We start from the raw sequence: 19,316 nt of genomic DNA, 5'->3' as shown, positions 1-19,316 counted from the left end.
AAATTGGCATTGAACATAGTGCACGCTGTTGAGTTCTCAAGAATCGGACACATCCCGCCTCCACACCAGAACGGTGCTTCACAACGAAAGTGATCGAAGATGTTGTTGCTTGCGTCATACGCGTCTTCTCGGTAGACTAGGAGAAGTTTCTTTCTCCCTGTCGCCGTGGCAACTTGTATAACTTAGCACATCCGCAGGCCGTGTCAAATCCGGCTTCTTCGCGATGCCGTCACGCTCGTAGGCGCTCCGACGTTGCTCGGTTCAGGACCTGAGTCCTGCGCCGGGCGGCGAAGTTGCTGGATCCGAGGGATCCTGCGAAGGCTTTACATCCGTGCGGCAGACCTGCTCCGAAAAGCTGTCTTGCCGAGTGGATGGTCCCGATTGAGGCCGGGACGTAGGAGCTGCTGCTCTTTCCGTTTCCCTGCGGCCTTTGTGGCGACTCGGAATAAGTTACGCAGCGATCGCGGTGCTGTCAAACGACGGGCCGAAATCGCACATCCCGGGCGTGTCGGGATCGGGGGTCCTCTCCGTCGGCGCCCGGTTCCGCGGGCGGATCCGGGGTCCGAGCCGGCTGCACCGGACCGAGGCGGGCACCCGCGCGCGGGATCCGACTCCACCGAGTGGAAGGACCCTCCCCGGAAACGACGAGGAGCGCGCGGCCCGGATCGCTCCGGTACCGCGCGCTCCTCGAGGGGATGCCGGGACTACGCCCCGATGCCGACCGCCTCGGGGGAGACGTCCGCACCGGGAGCCGAGGGCTCGAGCGCCTCGGCGACGCGCTGCGAGAGCGACGAGTCGACGTTCGCCCAGTACTGGAGCACGCGCTGCCGCAGCTCCGGACGGGTGACCTTCGACACGTGGCCGGCGATGTTCGCGACCAGGCGGGCGCGCGCGTCGTCGTCGAGGACCTCGCGGTAGAGCGTCCCCGCCTGACCGAAGTCGTCGTCCTCCGGGTGGAGGGTCGCCGCGGCGCGCGTCAGCTCGCCGTCGGTCTCCCAGCCGGCCGACTCCGCCGCCCGGGCGGGATCGGCGTGGGCGCCGCCCATCGTGTTCGGCGCGTAGACGGGCACCTCGGACTTCTGGAAGTCGAACCGCATGGGGCCGTCCTTCGAGTACGAGTGCACCGGCGACTTCGGCGCGTTCACCGGCAGCTGCGCGTGGTTGGTCCCCACGCGGTAGCGGTGCGCGTCGGCGTAGCTGAAGATGCGCGCGAGGAGCATCTTGTCGGGGCTGGCCGCGATCCCGGGCACGAAGTTCGAGGGGGCGAACGCCGCCTGCTCGATCTGCGCGAAGTAGTTCTCGGGGTTCCGGTCGAGCGTCATGGTGCCGACCTCGATCAGCGGGTAGTCGGCGTGGGGCCAGACCTTGGTGAGGTCGAACGGGTTGAACCGGTAGCTCTTCGCGTCCTCGTACGGCATGACCTGCACGGACAGCGTCCACGAGGGGAAGTCGCCGCGGTCGATCGCGGAGGACAGGTCGCGGATGTGGAAGTCCGCGTCCTCACCGGCGATCTGGTCGGCCTGCTCCTGGCTCAGGATCTCGACGCCCTGGTCGGTCTTGAAGTGGTACTTGACCCAGAAGCGCTCGCCGGCGGCGTTGATCCACTGGTAGGTGTGCGAGCCGAAGCCGTCCATGTGCCGCCACGAGGAGGGGAGGCCGCGGTCGCCCATGAGCCACGTGACCTGGTGGGCCGACTCGGGCGAGAGGGTCCAGAAGTCCCACTGCATGTCGTGGTCTCGCAGGTGGCTGCCGGGCAGGCGCTTCTGCGAGCGGATGAAGTCGGGGAACTTGATGCCGTCGCGGATGAAGAAGACGGGGGTGTTGTTGCCGACGAGGTCGTAGTTGCCCTCGCTCGTGTAGAACTTCAGCGCGAAGCCGCGGGGGTCGCGCCAGGTGTCGGGCGAGCCCTGCTCGCCGGCGACCGTGGAGAACCGCGCGAGCATCTCGGTCTCGACTCCGGGCTGGAAGAGCGCGGCACGCGTGTAGGCGCTGACGTCGGCGGTGGTGGTGAAGCGTCCGAAGGCTCCGCCGCCCTTGGCGTGGACGACCCGCTCCGGGATGCGCTCGCGGTTGAACTGGGCCAGCTTCTCGACGAGGTAGTGGTCGTGGAGCGCGAGGGGTCCGTCGGCTCCGACGCTCAGCGAGTGGTCGTCGCTCGCGACCGGTGCTCCGGAGTTCGTGGTGGTGAATCGTTCCTCGGTCATGTTCCTCCTGTCGGCGAGGGGCACGGGGCCCGCCGCTGCGGTGTAGCGGATGTCGGTCAGTGGGCCAGGGCCAGGCAGTCGGGGCAGGTGCCCCAGAACGTGACGTCGGCGGTGTCCACGGCGAAGCCGCTCGCGGTCTGCGGATGCAGGCACGGCGCCTCCCCGACGACGCAGTCGACGTCGGCCACGGCCCCGCAGCGCCGGCACACCACGTGGTGGTGGTTGTCGCCGACCCGCAGCTCGAACCGGCGAGGATGGCCCTCCGGCTCGATGCGGCGGACGATCCCGGCGTCGGTGAACGCCGAGAGCACTCCGTAGACGGCCTGGGCCGAAGCCTCGGGGAGGCCCTCGCGCACTCGGGCCAGGACCGCGTCGACCCCGGAGTGCGGGTGCTCCTCGAGAGCGAGGAGCACCGCGCGCCGGGTGGCGGTGACCTTGAGCCCGGAGGCTCGGAGCCGCTCGTCCACTGTCGTCATGCCGAGGACACTACCCGAGTTGTCTTGAGCGGATCAAAACAACGGGCGGCGTGGCGCGCTCGTCCGGGTGAACGGCCGGGAACGCTCCGGCGGCCCCGCCGAGGCTCCGATCAGGCGACCGGACCCTCGACCAGCACGACCTGGGCGGAGCGGGCGGCGCCCGCGGTGTCGGTCCACGAGATCGTCACCGACTCCCCGGGCTCGCGCTGCGCGAGCGAGGCGGACAGCTGGTCGGCCGAGGCGACGGCGACCCCGTCGACCGCGGTGACGACGTCCCCCGCATCGAGGCCCGCCTGCGCGGCCGGCCCGCCCTCGACGACTCCGCCGATCACGGCGCCGGACGCGGTGGTCGCGAGCGCGCGCGAGGTCGGCGACGCGGTGCCGGAGGAGAGGGAGACGCCGAGGAAGGCCGGATAGCCGATCTCGACGGTGGCCGTGTCGGCGCCCGCCTCGATGGTGGCCACGATGTCCAGGGCCTTCGAGATCGGGATCGCGAAGCCGGTGATGTCGGCCGTCCCGCTGGAGGCGGCGGTGTCCATCCCCACGACGCGGCCGGCGGAGTCGACGAGCGGGCCGCCGGAGTCGCCGGAGACGATGTCGGCGTCGGTCTGGATCAGCCCGGTCAGCGTCTCGGCGGAGATCCCCGACTCGGAGCGGGTGGTGATCTGCTGATCGAGACCCGTGACCGTGCCGGTGGCGGCGACCAGGTCGCCCGTCCCTCCCGCGTTGCCGACGGCGGTCACGGTGTCGCCCACAGCGACCCCGTCCGTGTCGAGCGAGGCGGGGGTGAGGCCGGAGGCGTCCTCCAGCTGCAGGACGGCGACGTCGTTCGTCGCGTCGGTGCCGACGACGCGGGCGGTGTAGCTGCGGCCCGTCGACTCCACCGTGACCGAGATCGCGGTGGCGCCCTCGACGACGTGGTTGTTGGTGAGGATCATGCCGTCGGAGGTGAGGATCATGCCGGTGCCGGCCGAGCGGGCGCCCTGGTAGGTGAGCTCGGAGGTGATCGTGACGACGCCGGCGGTCTGCGCGGTGCTCGCGGCCACGGCGTCGGTCGCGCCGGTGGCCGGCTCGGAGGCGGAGGAGCCGCCCTGCGTCGAGCCGTACGCGGAGGAGCCGCCCTGCGTCGATCCGCCCTGCGTCGATCCGCCCCAGGAGGGGACGATCACGTACCCGCCGCCGAAGGATCCCCGCGAGCCGCCGGGGTAGACGATCGTGGCGGCGCCGGCCGAGGCGGAGGAGGCGGCCTCGGTGCGGCCGGCGGTGGCGACTCCGCCTGCTGTCACTCCGATCAGCACGGCGAGGCCGAGGCCGCCGGCGATCAGCGCACGACGACGACGACGGCGGTCGTCCGCGCGCAGCGCGCGCACCTCGTCGGCGCCCGTCGCCTCGGTGGTGGCGGGCTGGTCGGTGAGCTCTCGCTCGTCGGATTCGTGTCGCTCGTTCATGGTGTCGTCCTCGTGCCGGGGCCGCCCCTGACGGCGACCGGTTCCCATTCCACGCCCGGCCTCCCCGCGCCGCCTGGACGCTGCTTATGCGGTTCCTATGAGCGCTCGACTCCCCAAATAGTTGTAGCTTCAACCAAAAGCGGGTAGCGTCTCCGCCGTGACCACCTCCTCCCCCGACCTGCTCGCTCCCGACACCACGATGGGCGCGGTGACCCTCCGCGTCGCCGACCTCGACGGGATGATCGCCTACTACCGCGACGCCGTGACGCTCGAGCTGCTCTCGCACGACGGACCGGTCGCGGTGCTCGGCCGCGGCGGAGTGCCAGCCGTGATCCTCCAGCACGCGCCCGAGCTGGTGCACGCCTCGCCGCGCAGCGCCGGCCTCTTCCACACGGCGATCCTCTTCGAATCGGAGGCGGCGCTCGCCGCGGCCGTGTACAGCGTCGCGACCCGGCACCCCGGCTCGTTCACCGGCAGCTCCGACCACCTGGTCAGCAAGGCCTTCTACTTCGACGACCCCGAGCACAACGGCGTCGAGCTCTACTGGGACCGCGACCGCACGCAGTGGTCGTGGACGCACGGGCGGATCGAGATGAGCACGCTCTTCCTCGACCCGAAGGCGTTCCTGCAGGAGCACCTCACCGAGGAGTCGATCGCGCAGCCGCGCCTCGGCGGCGCCTCCGTCGGCCACGTGCACCTGAGCGTGGGCGACGTCGCCACCGCGAAGGAGTTCTACGTCGACCGGCTCGGCTTCGAGACGACGATCGCGTACGGCGGGCAGGCGCTCTTCGTCTCGGCGGGCGGCTACCACCACCACATGGCGATGAACACCTGGAACTCGGCGGGCGCCGGACGCCGGCAGCAGGCCCTCGGCCTCGGACAGGTGGAGATCGTGGTGCCCGGCGCCGACGACCTCGGCGCGCTCGGCGAGCGGCTGGCCCGCTCCGGAGTCGCCACCCGCGACGACGGCCGCACCCTCGCCTTCGAGGACCCCTGGGCGAACGCGATCCGCGTCACGACCTCCTGAGCGCCGCCGATCGCGGGGACCCCCGCGGGTACGATGGTCGCGCGGAAGACCGCACTCCCCCGAGACTCCGGAGAACACGGTGCCCACGATCGTCGTTGAAGTCATGCCCAAGGCCGAGCTGCTCGACCCGCAGGGGAAGGCCGTCGCCGGCGCGCTCGCGCGACTGGGCCACTCCGCCCTCCACGGCGTGCGGGTGGGCAAGCGCTTCGAGATCACCGTCGACGAGGTGACCGACGAGGTGCGCGCCTCGGTGCAGCGCATCGCCGACGAGATGCTCTCGAACTCGGTGATCGAGGACGTCGTCGGGATCCACTACCCGGCGGAGGCCGCCCGATGAGGATCGGCGTCATCACCTTCCCCGGCTCGCTCGACGACCGCGACGCCCAGCGCGCCGTCCGGTTCGCGGGTGCGGAGCCGGTCGCGCTGTGGCACGGCGACCACGACCTCGACGGCGTCGACGCGATCGTCCTGCCGGGGGGCTTCTCCTACGGCGACTACCTGCGCTGCGGCGCCATCGCCTCCCACTCCCCGATCATGCGCGAGGTCGTCGACGCGGCGAACGCCGGGACCCCGGTCCTCGGCATCTGCAACGGCTTCCAGATGCTCACCGAGGCGCACCTGCTGCCCGGCGGCCTGATCGCGAACGACATCGGATCCTTCGTCTGCCGCGACCAGCGCCTGATGGTCGCGAGCACCGAGACCGCCTGGACGAACGGCTTCGAGCCCGGCCAGGAGATCACGATCCCGCTGAAGAACGGCGAGGGCGGCTACATCGCCTCGGCCGACACGCTGCTCGAGCTCGAGGCGGAGGGACGCGTCGTCGTCCGCTACCTCGGCCACAACCCGAACGGCTCCATGAACGACATCGCCGGCATCAGCAACCGCCGCGGCAATGTGGTGGGGCTCATGCCGCACCCGGAGCACGCCGTCGAGGAGGGCTTCGGGCCCGACACGGCCGCCGCGATGCGCTCGGGTGTGGACGGGCTGACGTTCTTCACGTCGGCGCTGAAGTCGCTGCTCGCCTCCGCCTGACGTATCCGGTCCGGGCGGCTCCGCCCGCCCGCGACGCACGAGACCCCCGGTTCCGGCCGGGGGTCTCGTGCGTGATGGGCGATGTTCGCGGGGCCGGTCAGGGCCCGGTCAGGACCTCGGGCTCCGGAGTCATCGAGATGGTGGGGATCGAGGCGGTGATCACGGTGCCGTCGGAGCGGCGGGTGCCCTCGATGTCGGACGTGGTCGGCGCGCCGTGCAGGCGGCGGCCCTGGTGCGTGAGCGGGACGCGCACGGGGCTGCCGGCAGCGACGTGCACGCGCTCGTCGCGGACGGTGATCGCGGCGGAGTCGCCGGTCTCGACCGTCAGCAGGACCTCGGTCTGCGTCACCTCGACGCGCACGCGCGTGCCGTGGAGGGTGATGCGGAAGGCGAGGCGGTCCCAGTCGTCGGGAAGGCGCGGATCGAGCGTGATCCGGCCGCCGTGGTCGCGCATCCCGCCGAAGCCGTAGACGAGGGCGCTCCAGACGCCGCCCGTCGAGGCGACGTGGATGCCGTCCGCGGTGTTGCGGTGCAGGTCGGCGAGGTCGACGAACAGCGCCGACAGGAAGTAGTGGCGGGCCAGGTCGCTGTAGCCGACCTCGGCGGCGATGATCGACTGCACGACGGCCGAGAGGGTCGAGTCGCCGGTGGTCAGCGCGTCGTAGTACTCGAAGTCGGCGCGCTTCTGCTCGGCGGTGAACTCGTTGCCCTGCAGCAGCAGCGCGAGCACGACGTCGGCCTGCTTGAGCACCTGGAAGCGGTAGATCACCAGCGGGTGGAAGTGCAGCAGCAGCGGGCGCTTGCTCGCGGGGGTGTTCTCGAGGTCCCACAGCTCCTTCTCGAGGAAGGCCGCGTCCTGCGGGTGGATGCCCGCCCGCGCGTCGAAGGGGATGTGCATCTTCTCGGCGGCGCGCGCCCACTCGAGCACCTCGCCCTCGTCGAGAGCGAGGCGGTCGGCCATCCGCTCGTACGCGGCGGGCTCGACGGCCTTCAGCAGCTCGACGGCGCGGGCGGCCGAGCGGAGGTTCGCCCGGGCCATGACGTTCGTGTACAGGTTGTCGTTGACGACGGTCGTGTACTCGTCCGGCCCCGTCACTCCGTGGATGTGGAAGTGGTCGTCGCCGTTGCTGCGCCAGAAGCCCAGATCGGCCCACATCCGCGCGGTCTCGACGAGGATGTCGATCGCTCCGCGGGCGAGGAAGTCGTCGTCGCCCGTGGCACCCACGTACTGCATGAGCGCGTAGGAGATGTCGGCGTCGATGTGGTACTGAGCGGTGCCGGCGGCGTAGTACGCCGACGACTCCTGCCCGTTGATGGTGCGCCAGGGGAAGAGCGCGCCGCGCTGGTTGAGCTCGGAGGCGCGAGCCCGGGCGGCCTCGAGCATGTTCTGCCGGAAGCGCAGGGCGTTCCTGGCGACGAGGGGCGCCGTGTAGCTGAGGAACGGGAGGACGTAGACCTCGGTGTCCCAGAAGTAGTGGCCGCCGTAGCCGGAGCCCGAGACGCCCTTCGCCGCGACTCCGCCGCCGTCGGTGCGGGCGGTGGACTGGGCGAGCTGGAAGAGGTTCCAGCGGGTGGCCTGCTGGATCGCGGGCTGGCCGTCCAGCTGCACATCGGAGCGGGTCCAGAAGTCGTCGAGCCATTCGCGCTGCTTGACGAACTGCTCCTCGACCGGCGTCTCGCGGGCGCGGTCGAGCGTGCGGTCGCAGCGGTCGGCGAGCTCGCGCACGGGCACGCCGCGGGAGGTGTGGTAGGTCAGCGTCTTGACCAGGCGGACCGGCCGGCCGGCCTTGGCCTTCACGCGGTAGACGTGCTTGGCGAGGTCGTCGTCGATCTGGGAGGTCTGGTCCCACTCGTTCTCGGTCTCGAGCTGGTGCTCGGCGCCGCAGGCGACGGTCATCTGGGAGTTGGTGGTCCGGTAGCCGAGGAGGTAGCGGGTGCCGCTGACGCGCTTGAGGCGCGGCTGGAGCACGCGGTCCTCGAACGACTCCGCCTTGCGCGGGTCGAAGCCGGCCCCCTCGCTGCCGGAGGGGGCGTGGTACTCGTCGACGCCGTCCTGGCGGTTGAGGATCTGGCTCGAGATCAGCACGGACGCGTCGTGGTCGAGCATCTCGACCTCGTAGTCGAGGATCGCGAGGTGCCGGTCGGTGAAGGAGACCAGACGGCGCGAGCGGATCAGGACTCGCTTGCCGGAGGGGGTGCGCCACTCCAGCTCGCGGGTGAGCACGCCGTTCGCGAAGTCGAGGCGGCGCGAGTAGGCGAGGACGTCGGCCTCGCTCAGCACGAAGGGCTCGTCGTCGACGTAGAGGCGGATGATCTTGGCATCCGGCACGTTGACGATGGTCTGGCCGACGCGGGCGAAGCCGAACGCCTCCTCCGCGTGGCGGATGGGCCAGGTCTCGTGGAACCCGTTGATGAAGGTGCCGTAGGCGTAGCCGTCACGCCCCTCCTCCACGTTGCCGCGGAGGCCGAGGTAGCCGTTGCCGGTGGCGAAGAGCGTCTCGGTGCGGCCCTGCAGCTCGGAGGCGAACTCGGTCTCGACGAGGGCCCACTCGTCGATCGGGAAGCGGTTCCGGTCGAGCGGGTCGGAGGTGATGGGGTTCATGCGGCGTCCTCGGGGGCGGGAGCGGTGGGGAGGAAGGGGAGCAGCTCGGCCAGGTCGTCCACGACCAGGTCGGCGCCGTGCTCGAGCAGGGTGTCGGCCCCGACTCCGCGGTCGACGCCGACGACGAGGCCGAAGCCGCCCGCGCGGCCTGCCGCGACTCCGGAGTGCGCGTCCTCGAGGACGGCGCACTCGGCGGCCGGGAGGCCGAGGAGCTCGGCCGCGTAGAGGTAGGTGTCGGGCGCGGGCTTGCCGGCGATCGAGCGCTCGGCGGCGAGGAGCCCGTCCACGACGACCTCGAAGCGGTCGCGGAGGCCGGCCGCCTCGAGCACCGGCACGCCGTTGCGGGAGGAAGTGACGACGGCGACCTGCACGCCCGCGGCGATCGCGGCGTCGACGAAGCGGAGCGAGCCCGGGTAGGGAGCGACGCCGGTCTCGGCGAGGGTGCGGTTGAAGGCGTCGTTCTTGCGGTTGCCGAGCCCGCAGACGGTCTCGAGCGACGGGTCGTCCTCGGGCGCGCCCTCGGGGAGGGTGATGCCGCGCGAGGCGAGGAGCGCCCGGACGCCGTCGTACCGCGGGCGTCCGTCGATGTACCGGAAGTAGTCGGCGTCGGTGTAGCCCTCGGCGATCCCGCGCGAGGAGAGGTACTCCGTGAACAGCCGCGACCAGGCCTGCATGTGGACGTCGGCGGTCGGCGTGAGCACGCCGTCGAGGTCGAACAGGAGCGCGCGGACGCCGCGGAGGGCGGAGGCGTCGGGGCGCGTCGGGGATGCAGTCACGGCGGGGAGGACCTCTGATCGGGGGCAGGCGTTCGGCGGTTCCGCCGATGACGGTCGTCCGCCGCGGACTGCAGGTATCGTATACGCCCCCCCGGCCGCCGTGTGGAACCGTTTACACGTCCGTCATCTGCGCGCCGCCGGGGGCGTCGATCCGCTCGGGGGCGAGGCGGTGCCGCCCGAGGGGGAGCATCAGCGGGGTGCCCGAGGTCGGGTCGGTGATGATGCGGCTGTCGAGGCCGAACACGGCGAGCACCGTCTCCTCGGTGAGCACCGCGGCCGGGGTGCCGGAGGCGTGCACCGCGCCGTACGCGATGGCCACGAGGTGGTCGGCGTAGCGGGCGGCCATGTTGAGGTCGTGCAGCACCATCACCACCGTCGTCCCGCGGGTGCGGTTGAGGTCGACGAGCAGGTCGAGCACCTCGATCTGGTGACTGACGTCGAGGAAGGTGGTCGGCTCGTCCAGCAGCAGCACGTCGGTCTCCTGCGCGAGGGCCATCGCGATCCAGACGCGCTGGCGCTGCCCGCCGCTGAGCTCGTCGACGGAGCGGTCGGCCAGGGCGGCGGTGTCGGTCGCGTCGAGCGCGGTCGCGACGGCCTCGTCGTCGTGGGCGCTCCAACGGCTCAGCATCCCCTGGTGCGGATGGCGGCCGCGGCCGACGAGATCCGCGACGGTGATGCCCTCCGGGGCGATCGGCGACTGCGGGAGGAGGCCGAGCGTGCGGGCGAGCTGCTTCGCCGGCGTCCGGTGCACGGCCCTGCCGTCGAGCAGCACGGCGCCGGAGCGGGGCGCGAGCAGGCGCGACATCGAGCGCAGGAGCGTCGACTTGCCGCAGGCGTTCGCTCCGACGATCGCGGTGATGCGGCCGGGCGGGACGACGAGGTCGAGGCCGTCGACGACCGTCCGGTCGCCGTAGCCGAGGGTGACCCCCTCGGCCGTCAGTGTGTGCGCGGTGGTCACAGTGAGCCTCCCGCTCTGTTGCTGCGGACGATGAGGTAGACGAGGTACGGCGCCCCGAGGACGCCGGTGACCACTCCGACCGGGTAGCGCAGGCCCAGCCCGAACTGCCCGACGAAGTCGGCGACGAGCACGAGCAGCGCGCCGACGAGGGCCGAGGGGATGAGGAGCGACGCGCCGGGCCCGATCAGGCGGGCGGCGATCGGACCGGAGAGGAAGGCCACGAACGCGATCGGGCCGGCGGCGGCGGTCGCGAAGGCGATCAGCCCGACCGCCGCGACGATCACGACGAGGCGGGTGGCGTTCACGCGGATGCCGAGCGCGGAGGCGGTGTCGTCGCCGAGCTGCGTGGCGGAGAGGTCGCGCGAGCGGGAGAGCAGGACGGGGGTGAGGACGACGACCGCGGCGAGGACCGGCACCACCTCGCTCCAGCTCGCGCCGTTGAGGCTCCCGGTGAGCCAGCGGGACGCCTCCTGCAGGTCCCACGCGGCGGCCTGCGAGAGCACGTAGGCGGTGAGGGAGTCGAGCATCGCGGCGACCCCGATGCCGATCAGGATCAGCCGGGTGCCGGCGACTCCGCTGCGGTAGGACAGGGCGTAGACGAGCAGGGCGACCACGAGTCCCGCGACGATCGCGAGGGCCGAGACCTGCGCCGCCCCGAGCGAGAGCGTCACGATCGCGAAGGCCGCGGCGGCGCTCGCCCCGGCGCTGATCCCGATGATGTCGGGGCTGGCGAGCGGGTTGCGGAGCATGGTCTGGAAGCTCACTCCGCCGAGCCCGAAGCACAGGCCCACCAGCAGGGCGAGGACGGCGCGCGGGAGGCGGAGGCGCCCGACGGTGAAGCTCGCCCCGGGGACCTGCTCGCCGAGGATCACGCGCAGCACCTCGTCGGGCGAGTAGACGGTCTGGCCGACCAGCAGGGAGACGGCGAGGACGGCCGCGATCAGGACCGCGAGGACGGCGACGACGACCCGGCGGCGGGCCCCGCGGCGGCGGCGGCCGGCCGCGACGGCGCGGGCGGTGGCGGAGGGCGCCTCGAGCAGCGCGGTCACAGCTCGCGCACCTTCTGGCGGCGGACGATCGCGATGAACACCGGGGCGCCGACCAACGCGGTGACGATGCCCACGTCGATCTCGCTCGGGCGCGCGACGACGCGGCCGACGATGTCCGCCGCGATCAGGAGCACGGCGCCGGTCACCGCCGAGAACGGCAGCAGCCAGCGGTGGTCCACGCCGACGAGGAGGCGGCAGGCGTGCGGGACGACCAGGCCGACGAAGCCGATGGGCCCCGTGACCGCGGTCGTCGCTCCGCAGAGCACGACCGCGCCCAGGGCGGCCCCGCCGCGCGCGAGGGCGACCCGCTCCCCCAGGCCCGCGGCGAGCTCGTCGCCGAGCGCGAGGGTGTTGAGGCTCTTGGCCGAGAGCGCGCAGAGGACGAGGCCGGCCAGGAGGAAGGGGAGCACCTGCGCGATGCTCGCGGACGTGGCGCCGCCCACTCCGCCGATCTGCCAGGAGCGGATGCCGCCCGCGATGTCGGCGCGCGGCAGGACGATCGCGCTGATCACCGAGACCAGCGCGGCCGAGGTGGCGGCCCCGGCCAGGGCGAGTTTGAGCGGAGTCGCGCCGCCGCGCCCGAGCGACCCGACCGTGTAGACGAAGACCGCGGCGACCGCGGCCCCGCCGATCGCGACCCAGACGTAGGCGGCGGAGCTCGTCAGTCCGAAGAAGACGATGCCCGTCACGACCGCGAGCGAGGCTCCGGTGTTCACCCCGAGGATGCCGGGGTCGGCCAGCGGATTGCGGGTCACCCCCTGCATCAGCACGCCGGCGACGCCGAGGGCCGCGCCCGCGATCGCGGCGAGCACGGTGCGCGGGATGCGCTTGGCGACCGCGGCCTGCGCGAATCCGTCCGTGGACCCGCCGAACGCGGCGACGACGTCGCTCCACGCCACCTCCCGCGACCCCACCAGCACCGAGACCACGGCGGCGGCGAGCAGCACGGCCACGGCCGCGAGCAGCCAGAGGGCGCGCAGCCGCCTCGGGCGGCGCACGGCGGCGACGCCCGAGGCGGCGGGAGGAGCGGCGAGGGTCACGCGGGTCGGGTCCCGGCTCAGGCGGCCGGAGTGCTCTGCGCGGCCTTGGCGGCGGCCTCGTCGAGCAGGTCCAGGTAGTCGTCGAGGACCCACGAGATCGAGAGCGGCGTCGGGTTGGCGGCGGTGCCGAGCGGGGTGGAGGGCAGGCGCACGATGGCGTCGTCGGCGACCGCGGGGATCTGCGACAGCAGCGGGTCGGCCTTGAGGGTGCTCACGAGCTCGTCGTCGCCGTAGGTGACGATCACGTCGACGTCGCTGAACGCGTCGGCCTGCTCGGCGCTCTGCGTGAGCGAGAACTTGTCGGTCGCGGCGGAGGCGGTCGCGATGCTGCCCGGAGTGGCCATGCCGAGGTCCTCGAAGAACGCGGGGCGGGTGTCGTGCGAGGTGTAGAAGCTGACCTGGCTGAGGTCCGTCGGGTCGACGTGGGTGAGGAACATCGCCGAGGTGCCGGCCAGCTGCGGGTGCGCGGCGACCTTCTCCTCGATCTCGCCCTCGAGCTCGGTGATCAGCGCGGCGCCCTCGTCGGCCCTGCCCATCGCCTCGCTGTTCAGCGTGATCATGTCGCGCCAGGAGGTGCCCCAGGCGGTCTCGGGGTAGGCGACGACGGGGGCGATCTCGCTCAGGGTGTCGTAGTCCTCCTGCGTGAGGCCGGAGTAGGCGGCGAGGATGACGTCCGGGTCCGTGTCCGAGACGGCCTCGAAGTCGATGCCGTCGGTCTCGTCGAAGAGGACGGGGGTCTCGGCGCCGAGCTCGTCGAGCTTCTCGCTCACCCAGGGGAGGAGCCCGTCGCCGTCGTCGTCGCCGAAGTTGGCGGCGGCCATGCCCACGGGGACCACGCCCAGCGCGAGCGGGACCTCGTGGTTGGCCCAGTTGACCGTCGCCACGCGCTCGGGCGCCGACTCGATGGTGGTGGTGCCGAGAGCGTGCTCGATCGTGATCGGCGTGAAGCCGCTGTCGGCGGCGGCGTCGTCTCCGGCGGCCGAGCCGCTGCAGCCGGCGAGGCCGATCGTCAGCGCGGTGGCGGCGAGCAGGGCGAGGGGCGTGGTGGCGCGGGGCATGGGTCCCTTTCGAGAGGCTGTGCGGGAGGCGGCGCAGGGTCCGAGTGGACCGGCACTAAGGACAGCCTAACCAAAGAATGTGCGTGCTCTCAGCCCCGATTCCTCGCCTCCCGAGGTCGGAGGCGCCCCGAGGTGCCGCTCGCGGAGCCCGGAGACGGCCCTGCCACGGCCGCGGACGTCAGGCCGTCGCGAGCCTCTCGACGGTGCGCAGGTTCCGGGTCGTGGTGCTCGAGCGGTAGGCGGAGCGGGCGAGGATCCGCGCGACCGGAGTGTCCGTCGAGGAGCCGCGCGGGCAGCGCCAGTAGAGGACACCGGCACCCCGGGCGACGAGCTCGACCGCCGGATCCGGCTCGCCGATCGCGGCCTGCGCGGCGTCGAGCGCCTCCTCGTCCGAGCCGAAGACGACGTACGGATGCGCCTCCTCGTTGATCCGCGGGAACGGGTAGGCGGCGAGCACCGCGGCGAGCGCCTCCTGCGTCACGAGCACGATCCAGGCGTCGTAGCCGAACCGCTCGGCGAGCGCCGCCTCGAGCGCGGGCTTCAGCTCGGCGGCCGGGCGATCGGAGTCGAAGGCCGCGTTGCCGCTCGCGAGGACCGTCCGCACCCGGTCCACGCCGATCCCGGCGACCGTCTCGGCGAGCTCGGCGCTGCGGACGGTGCGGCCGTTGACGTTCACTCCGCGGAGGAGGGCGAGGAACCGGGTCATGCGGCCGACGGTAGCGTGACGGCATGGCGCGCGGAAGCGGACGACGACGACCCCGGCGGACCCTCGAGGAGGAGATCCTGCGGGCGAGCGAGCGCGGACCCGGGGCGAGGACGCGGGCGGAGACCGTCCCTCCCTCCGGACGCCGGCTGGTGGCGCCGCCCGCCTCGGGCACCCTGCTCCACGTCGACGTGGACGCGCTGGTGGCGCTCGCCGCGCGGGAGGACCTGCTGATCGCGCTGGAGCGGCGGATCGGCGAGCACGCGGTGGCCGCGACTCCGGTGCTCTCGTGGTGGTCGGCGACTCCGTCGGTCCCGGGCGAGGAGGAGGAGCGCCGGCTCGACGCGCTCGTGCTGCGGACGGTGGAGCTCGGGGCGGGGCCGGCCGAGGACGTGGACTCGCGGCTGCGGGAGCTGGCGCACGAGGGCGGTCTGGACGAGCTGGGCGCCGCACTGGCGCTGCTCGCGCGGGTCCCGGATCCGCCGGCGGCGTTCCAGGATCCGGACGGGTTCCTGCGCGTGACGGTCCCGGAGTCGCCGTTCGAGCGGCGGCTCGAGGTCCTCGCGGAGGCGCAGGGCCGGGCGGACGAGCTGCTTGTGCTGCTGCGCGACTGCGCGTTCACCGCGACCCTGCCGCGGCGGCTCTCGGCGATCGCGGCGATGAGCGGGCGGATCCGGACGGCCGCGGACCCGGGGCGCCTCGACTCCCGGCGGCTGGACGAGCTCGCGGAGGCGGTGGACGCGGCGCTCGAGAAGCGGTGGACCGTGCTCTGACGGCGGTCCGCGTTACGGGCGCGCCCGTCGCGGTGACCGTTCGCGCATCGGTTCAGCCCCCGCGCACCCCGGGTGAATAGGCTGGACGGATGCCTCTCACCGGTCTCGACCTCCGCCGCTTCCCCGCCGCCCTGAACGACGAGGGCGGTCCCGACGCCGCCACCGCCGCGTGGGCCACCGCGATCAACGCGGGCTTCCACGAGAAGGAGTTCACGCCGGAGAAGCTGCGCGACTGGGCCGAGCACATGGTCGCTGATCAGCGCGTGCTCACCGCGGTCGTCGACTCCTCCGCCCCCGAGGGACTCGACGGCGCGGGCGTGCCGGTCGGCACCTACGCGGCGTTCCCCGGGGCCCTGCAGGTCGGCGGGGGACGCGAGCTGCCGGCGCACCTCGTCTCGCAGGTGACCGTGCGGCCCACGCACCGGCGCCGCGGCATCCTGCGCGCGATGATCACCGAGGACCTGCGCCTGGCGAAGGAGGCCGGCACCCCGGTCGCCGCGCTCACGGCGAGCGAGGCCTCCATCTACCGCCGGTTCGGCTTCGGCCGCTCGGCCTTCACCCGCTCGATCCGCGTCGACACCGGACCGCGCTTCGGCCTGCAGACCGAGCCCGCCGGTCGCGTCGAGGTGGTCGCGACGAGCTGGCTGCAGCCGCGCATCCCCGCGGTGTTCGCCGCGTTCCAAGCGTCGACCCCCGGCTCGCTGACCCGCCAGTCGCGCTACGAGGCGAACTCCGTCGGCACCGCGTCCGGCGAGACCACGCCCGGCCTCGACGTCCGCTCGGCCGTCCACCTCGACGAGGAGGGGACGCTCGACGGCTTCGTGACCTACCGCGCGGTCGGGCCCGAGGACGACAAGACCCTCGAGATCGTCGACCTCGTCGCCCCCGGCGCCGACGCCTACCTCGCGCTCTGGGGCTACCTCGGCGCGGTCGACCTCGCCTCCGCGGTGACCTGGGACATGGCGCCGGTGGACGATCCGCTGACCTGGGCGCTCCGCGACGCGCGCGTGGTGCAGGTGAGCCACGTGGGCGACCTGATCTGGCTGCGGATCCTCGACGTCGCCGCCGCGTTCTCGGCCCGGCCGTGGACCGCTGACGGCTCGGTCGTCGTCGAGGTGGCCGACGGGCTCGGGCTCGCCGACGGCCGCTACCGCCTCACCGCCTCGGGCGGCTCCGCCACCGTGGAGCGCACCGGGGACGAGGCCGAGCTCGCGCTGGACGTGGCCGACCTGGGCTCGCTGCTGCTGGGCTCGGTGCGGCCGTCGATCCTGGCGAAGGCCGGGCTGGCGCGCGTCACGGGCGAGGCGGGGCGGATGGACCGCCTGTTCGCGCCGATCGCGACGCCGTACTGCATCTCGTTCTTCTAGGGGGCACCGCCCTCCCGGCGGCACCGCCCTCTCGGCGGCAGTGCGCGGCCGGCGGTGTCCGGCTCCCGCGCCGCCGCCGCAGCCCCCGCGCATCCGCGGCCGCCGCGGACTGCCAGCCGCCTCCGGGCGTCCGCGCATCCCGCGTCGGTCATGCTGGAGGACCCGTCCCCGACACCGGCAGGAGTTCCGCGTGGGTGCATCCGTGATCGTCGACGTCATCGTCGTGCTGAGCCTCATCGGCGCGCTCGTCGACGGTCTGCGGCGCGGCCTGCTCCGGACCCTCGGCGGTCTCGCCGGGATCGTCGCAGGCGCGATCGGCGCCTCGTTCGCCGTGCCCGCCGTCTCGTCGTGGACGGCCGGCAGCGAGTGGCGCCTGCTCGCCGTGATCGGCACCGCCGTGCTGCTGCTGGGCGTCGGCTACGCGATCGGAGCGGCGCTCGGCGCGGTCATCGGCCGCGGAGCCGACCGCGTGAAGCTCGGCCTGCTCGACCGGCTCGCGGGCGGCGTCGCCGGCGTCGCGATCTCCGGCCTGGTCTGGATCGCCGTCACCTCGGCCGTCTCCCTCCTCGGCGTCCCCCTCGTCACGACCTCGGTCGCCGGCTCGACGGTCATCCGCACGATCGACGACCTCACCCCCTCCCCCGTCCGCGCCTTCCTCGCCCAGCTGCAGTCGACCGTGGTCGACGAGGGCACGTCCTGGGTCGTCGAGGCGCTCGACGCTCCGACCCGGGCGCCCGCGATCCCGGACGTCTCGACCGACGACCCGGAGGTCGCCGCCGCCACCCGCTCGGTCGTGCGCGTCTCCGGCACGGCCTGGGCCTGCGACGTCGGAGTGACGGGCAGCGGCTTCGTCGTCTCGGACGACCGCGTCATCACCAACGCGCACGTGGTCGGCGGAGTCTCGCAGCCGGTCGTCGAGGCGCCGGGCGAGGCCCCGCGCACCGGCCGAGTCGTCTACCTGGACCCGGCCGCCGACCTCGCCGTGATCGCCGTCGACGGGCTCGACGCCTCCCCGCTCCCGCTCGACGACGCCGTCGCCGCCGGGGACGACGCGGTGGTCGCGGGCTACCCCTTCGGCGGCCCGCTGACCCTCGGCTCGGCCGAGATCTCCTCCGACGCCACGGTCTCGCTGATGGTCGACGGAGCACCGACCTCACGGGAGGTGCTGACCCTCGCCGCCGTCGTCAACCAGGGCAACTCGGGCGGCCCGCTGCTCTCTCTCGAGGGCACCGTGTCGGGCGTCGTCTTCGGCAAGGCCGCCTCCGTCGACAACGTCGGCTACGCCATCCCGCTCTCGGTCCTCACTCCCGTGGTCGAGCAGGCCGCCTCGCTGACGGACGCCGTCGATCCGGGGGCCTGCCGCTCGAAGTGAGCGGTCACGGCAGCGGTCCGTCGACCAGCACGAGGGTGAGGTCGTCGAGCCGCACCGTCTCGGGCCGCGCCGACTCGAGGTAGGCGGACACGCGCGAATCGACGGGGAAGCGCGCCGACCGCTCGATCGCGATGGCGACGATCCCGGCTGACGACGGATCGGTGGTCACCCGATCGCCGATGTAGGGCACGTAGACGCCCGAGGACATGCCCTGCGCGAGGACCAGGCCGCCGTCGAGGCCGCGCTCGCGCAGCACGTCGGCCACCCGCGCGATCCCGGTCGGCCGCTCCTGGGCGATCCCCGCCGAGGTGGCGATCGCGATCACGAGGGAGGCGGCCAGCAGCACCGCGCCGGCGCCGCGGGCGAGGGGCACGGGCAGCACGATCCCGCCGCGGAGCGCCTCCGCGATGCCGATGCCCGCCAGCGCGCAGAGGAGCCACGCCCACGCCGCGTAGTAGTGCGGCAGCGCGACCGAGCTGATCGCCAGGTGGAACACGAGGAGGAGCAGCGTCGCGGCGCCCAGGTAGAGCACCAGCGCGCGGCGCCGCGGAGCGAGCAGGGCCAGCAGGGTCCCGAGGAGCAGCACGGCGAGCGCCGCCGGCCCGATGCCGACGACCATGAACCAGAGGTTCGCCCACCACGGAGGGAAGACGTACGCGGTCCCGGCGACCTCGATCAGGTGGCCGTCGGCGTTGTGCTCGGACTGGAACTCGAGCAGGTACCGGACCGCCTCGACCGGGTGCACCGGCAGGTAGGCGAGCACCCCGGTGACGACGAACGCGACGGAGAGGGCGAGGCCGCCCCGCAGAGCCCGGGCCCTGCTCCCCGACCACAGCAGCGGCAGCAGGAGCACGGGCGCGAGGACCGCGGTGGTCAGCTTCGAGGTGACCGACAGCGCCAGCAGCGCACCGGCCAGCGCGATCAGCCAGCCGCTCCGCCTGCCCGGTGAGGCGCGCGACCAGGTCCACGCCGCCGCCATCGCCGCGACGGCGAAGAGCACCATGAACGGCTCCAGGAGCGCGAGGCGGTCGATCCGGGTGCCGGCGCCCACGGCGGTGCGCGGGAGGAGGAGGAACAGGCCGGCCGGGACGAGCGCGAGCGTCGGGCCGAGCTCGCGCCGGAACCAGAGCCAGAGCACCACCCCGGTGAGGAACGCGGCCGCGCCGGCGGCGATCCTGCCCGCGAGCAGCCCCTCGCCGAGCAGCACCTGCGCGAGCCCGATCAGGTACTTCGCCGTCGGCGGATGCTCGAGGTTCGCGCTCACGTCGCCGTGCAGGTAGTCCCACCCCGCGGCGAGGTACACGGGCTCGTCCGACGAGATGTTCGCCGCTCCGAGGTTCCCGAAGCACTGGTAGAGCCCCCACAGCACGGTCCCGATCAGAGCCGCCCGCTTCACCCGCCCGATCCTAGGCGCCGGTGCCCGCACCGCTC

Annotated in this window: 17 protein-coding genes; 6 read left to right on the top strand and 11 right to left on the bottom strand. The window is 72.9% G+C overall.

Annotated elements, in window-relative coordinates; genetic code table 11:
• Nucleotides 1-704 precede the first annotated feature (704 nt).
• The 3 genes from C5C39_RS07745 to C5C39_RS07735 form a co-directional block, all read right to left on the bottom strand.
• Complete coding sequence (locus tag C5C39_RS07745) at nt 705-2,204, bottom strand: catalase (protein ID WP_104269005.1); 1,500 nt, start codon at nt 2,202-2,204, stop codon at nt 705-707.
• Nucleotides 2,205-2,260: 56 nt separating this feature from the next.
• Nucleotides 2,261-2,680: a Fur family transcriptional regulator gene (locus C5C39_RS07740; protein ID WP_104222735.1), complete on the bottom strand. Its 420-nt coding sequence runs from the start codon at nt 2,678-2,680 to the stop codon at nt 2,261-2,263.
• Between the two features lie 110 nt (nt 2,681-2,790).
• Nucleotides 2,791-4,128: a S1C family serine protease gene (locus tag C5C39_RS07735; RefSeq protein WP_104353070.1), complete on the bottom strand. Its 1,338-nt coding sequence runs from the start codon at nt 4,126-4,128 to the stop codon at nt 2,791-2,793.
• Between the two features lie 199 nt (nt 4,129-4,327).
• Here C5C39_RS07735 and C5C39_RS07730 point away from each other — a divergent pair, with 199 nt between their 5' ends.
• From C5C39_RS07730 to purQ, 3 genes are all read left to right on the top strand, one after another.
• Entirely contained in the window at nt 4,328-5,155 is an 828-nt protein-coding gene (locus C5C39_RS07730; RefSeq protein WP_104353074.1) for a VOC family protein, read from the top strand.
• A 79-nt stretch (nt 5,156-5,234) separates the two neighbouring features.
• Nucleotides 5,235-5,492, top strand: coding sequence for a phosphoribosylformylglycinamidine synthase subunit PurS (gene purS / locus C5C39_RS07725; RefSeq protein WP_104222736.1), 258 nt, complete (start codon nt 5,235-5,237; stop codon nt 5,490-5,492).
• Nucleotides 5,489-6,187 carry a phosphoribosylformylglycinamidine synthase subunit PurQ gene (gene purQ / locus C5C39_RS07720; protein WP_104222737.1) on the top strand — a complete coding sequence of 233 codons (699 nt, stop codon included), beginning with the start codon at nt 5,489-5,491 and terminating at the stop codon, nt 6,185-6,187. Before purS ends, purQ begins: the two co-directional genes overlap by 4 nt.
• Before the next feature lie 97 nt (nt 6,188-6,284).
• Here the strand turns inward: purQ and C5C39_RS07715 are convergent, their stop codons facing one another.
• The 7 genes from C5C39_RS07715 to C5C39_RS07685 all read right to left on the bottom strand — a co-directional run bounded on the left by C5C39_RS07715 (nt 6,285) and on the right by C5C39_RS07685 (nt 14,376).
• A complete protein-coding gene (locus C5C39_RS07715; protein WP_104222738.1) occupies nt 6,285-8,789 on the bottom strand; it encodes a glycoside hydrolase family 65 protein in 2,505 nt (834 codons plus the stop codon).
• Nucleotides 8,786-9,565: an HAD family phosphatase gene (locus C5C39_RS07710; protein ID WP_104222739.1), complete on the bottom strand. Its 780-nt coding sequence runs from the start codon at nt 9,563-9,565 to the stop codon at nt 8,786-8,788. Before C5C39_RS07710 ends, C5C39_RS07715 begins: the two co-directional genes overlap by 4 nt.
• Before the next feature lie 112 nt (nt 9,566-9,677).
• Nucleotides 9,678-10,523: an ABC transporter ATP-binding protein gene (locus tag C5C39_RS07705; protein WP_104353069.1), complete on the bottom strand. Its 846-nt coding sequence runs from the start codon at nt 10,521-10,523 to the stop codon at nt 9,678-9,680.
• On the bottom strand, nt 10,520-11,572 hold the full coding sequence (locus C5C39_RS07700) for an iron chelate uptake ABC transporter family permease subunit (protein WP_258063477.1): 1,053 nt from the start codon (nt 11,570-11,572) through the stop codon (nt 10,520-10,522). The genes C5C39_RS07705 and C5C39_RS07700 overlap by 4 nt, the downstream gene beginning before the upstream one ends.
• The gene (locus tag C5C39_RS07695; protein WP_104353068.1) at nt 11,569-12,612 is read right to left on the bottom strand and encodes an iron ABC transporter permease; all 1,044 of its coding nucleotides are present in this window, start codon (nt 12,610-12,612) and stop codon (nt 11,569-11,571) included. The genes C5C39_RS07700 and C5C39_RS07695 overlap by 4 nt, the downstream gene beginning before the upstream one ends.
• 17 nt (nt 12,613-12,629) lie before the next feature.
• Nucleotides 12,630-13,670: an iron-siderophore ABC transporter substrate-binding protein gene (locus C5C39_RS07690; protein WP_104222743.1), complete on the bottom strand. Its 1,041-nt coding sequence runs from the start codon at nt 13,668-13,670 to the stop codon at nt 12,630-12,632.
• 178 nt (nt 13,671-13,848) lie between these two features.
• Complete coding sequence (locus C5C39_RS07685; protein ID WP_104353067.1) at nt 13,849-14,376, bottom strand: DUF1697 domain-containing protein; 528 nt, start codon at nt 14,374-14,376, stop codon at nt 13,849-13,851.
• Nucleotides 14,377-14,399: 23 nt separating this feature from the next.
• Between C5C39_RS07685 and C5C39_RS07680 the strand changes: the two genes are divergently transcribed.
• The 3 genes from C5C39_RS07680 to C5C39_RS07670 all read left to right on the top strand — a co-directional run bounded on the left by C5C39_RS07680 (nt 14,400) and on the right by C5C39_RS07670 (nt 17,885).
• On the top strand, nt 14,400-15,146 hold the full coding sequence (locus C5C39_RS07680; protein WP_104353066.1) for a DUF2254 family protein: 747 nt from the start codon (nt 14,400-14,402) through the stop codon (nt 15,144-15,146).
• Between the two features lie 89 nt (nt 15,147-15,235).
• Nucleotides 15,236-16,513 (top strand): GNAT family N-acetyltransferase, encoded by a 1,278-nt coding sequence (locus C5C39_RS07675; RefSeq protein WP_104222746.1) that lies wholly within the window; start codon nt 15,236-15,238, stop codon nt 16,511-16,513.
• Between the two features lie 190 nt (nt 16,514-16,703).
• Entirely contained in the window at nt 16,704-17,885 is a 1,182-nt protein-coding gene (locus tag C5C39_RS07670; RefSeq protein ID WP_258075795.1) for a MarP family serine protease, read from the top strand.
• Between the two features lie 4 nt (nt 17,886-17,889).
• Here the strand turns inward: C5C39_RS07670 and C5C39_RS07665 are convergent, their stop codons facing one another.
• Entirely contained in the window at nt 17,890-19,281 is a 1,392-nt protein-coding gene (locus tag C5C39_RS07665; protein WP_181136346.1) for a glycosyltransferase family 39 protein, read from the bottom strand.
• Between the last annotated feature and the right edge of the window lie 35 nt (nt 19,282-19,316).

This window comes from Rathayibacter sp. AY1F3 (assembly GCF_002931975.1).
GTDB lineage: Bacteria > Actinomycetota > Actinomycetes > Actinomycetales > Microbacteriaceae > Rathayibacter.
This window is presented reverse-complemented; position numbering and strand designations above follow the sequence as displayed.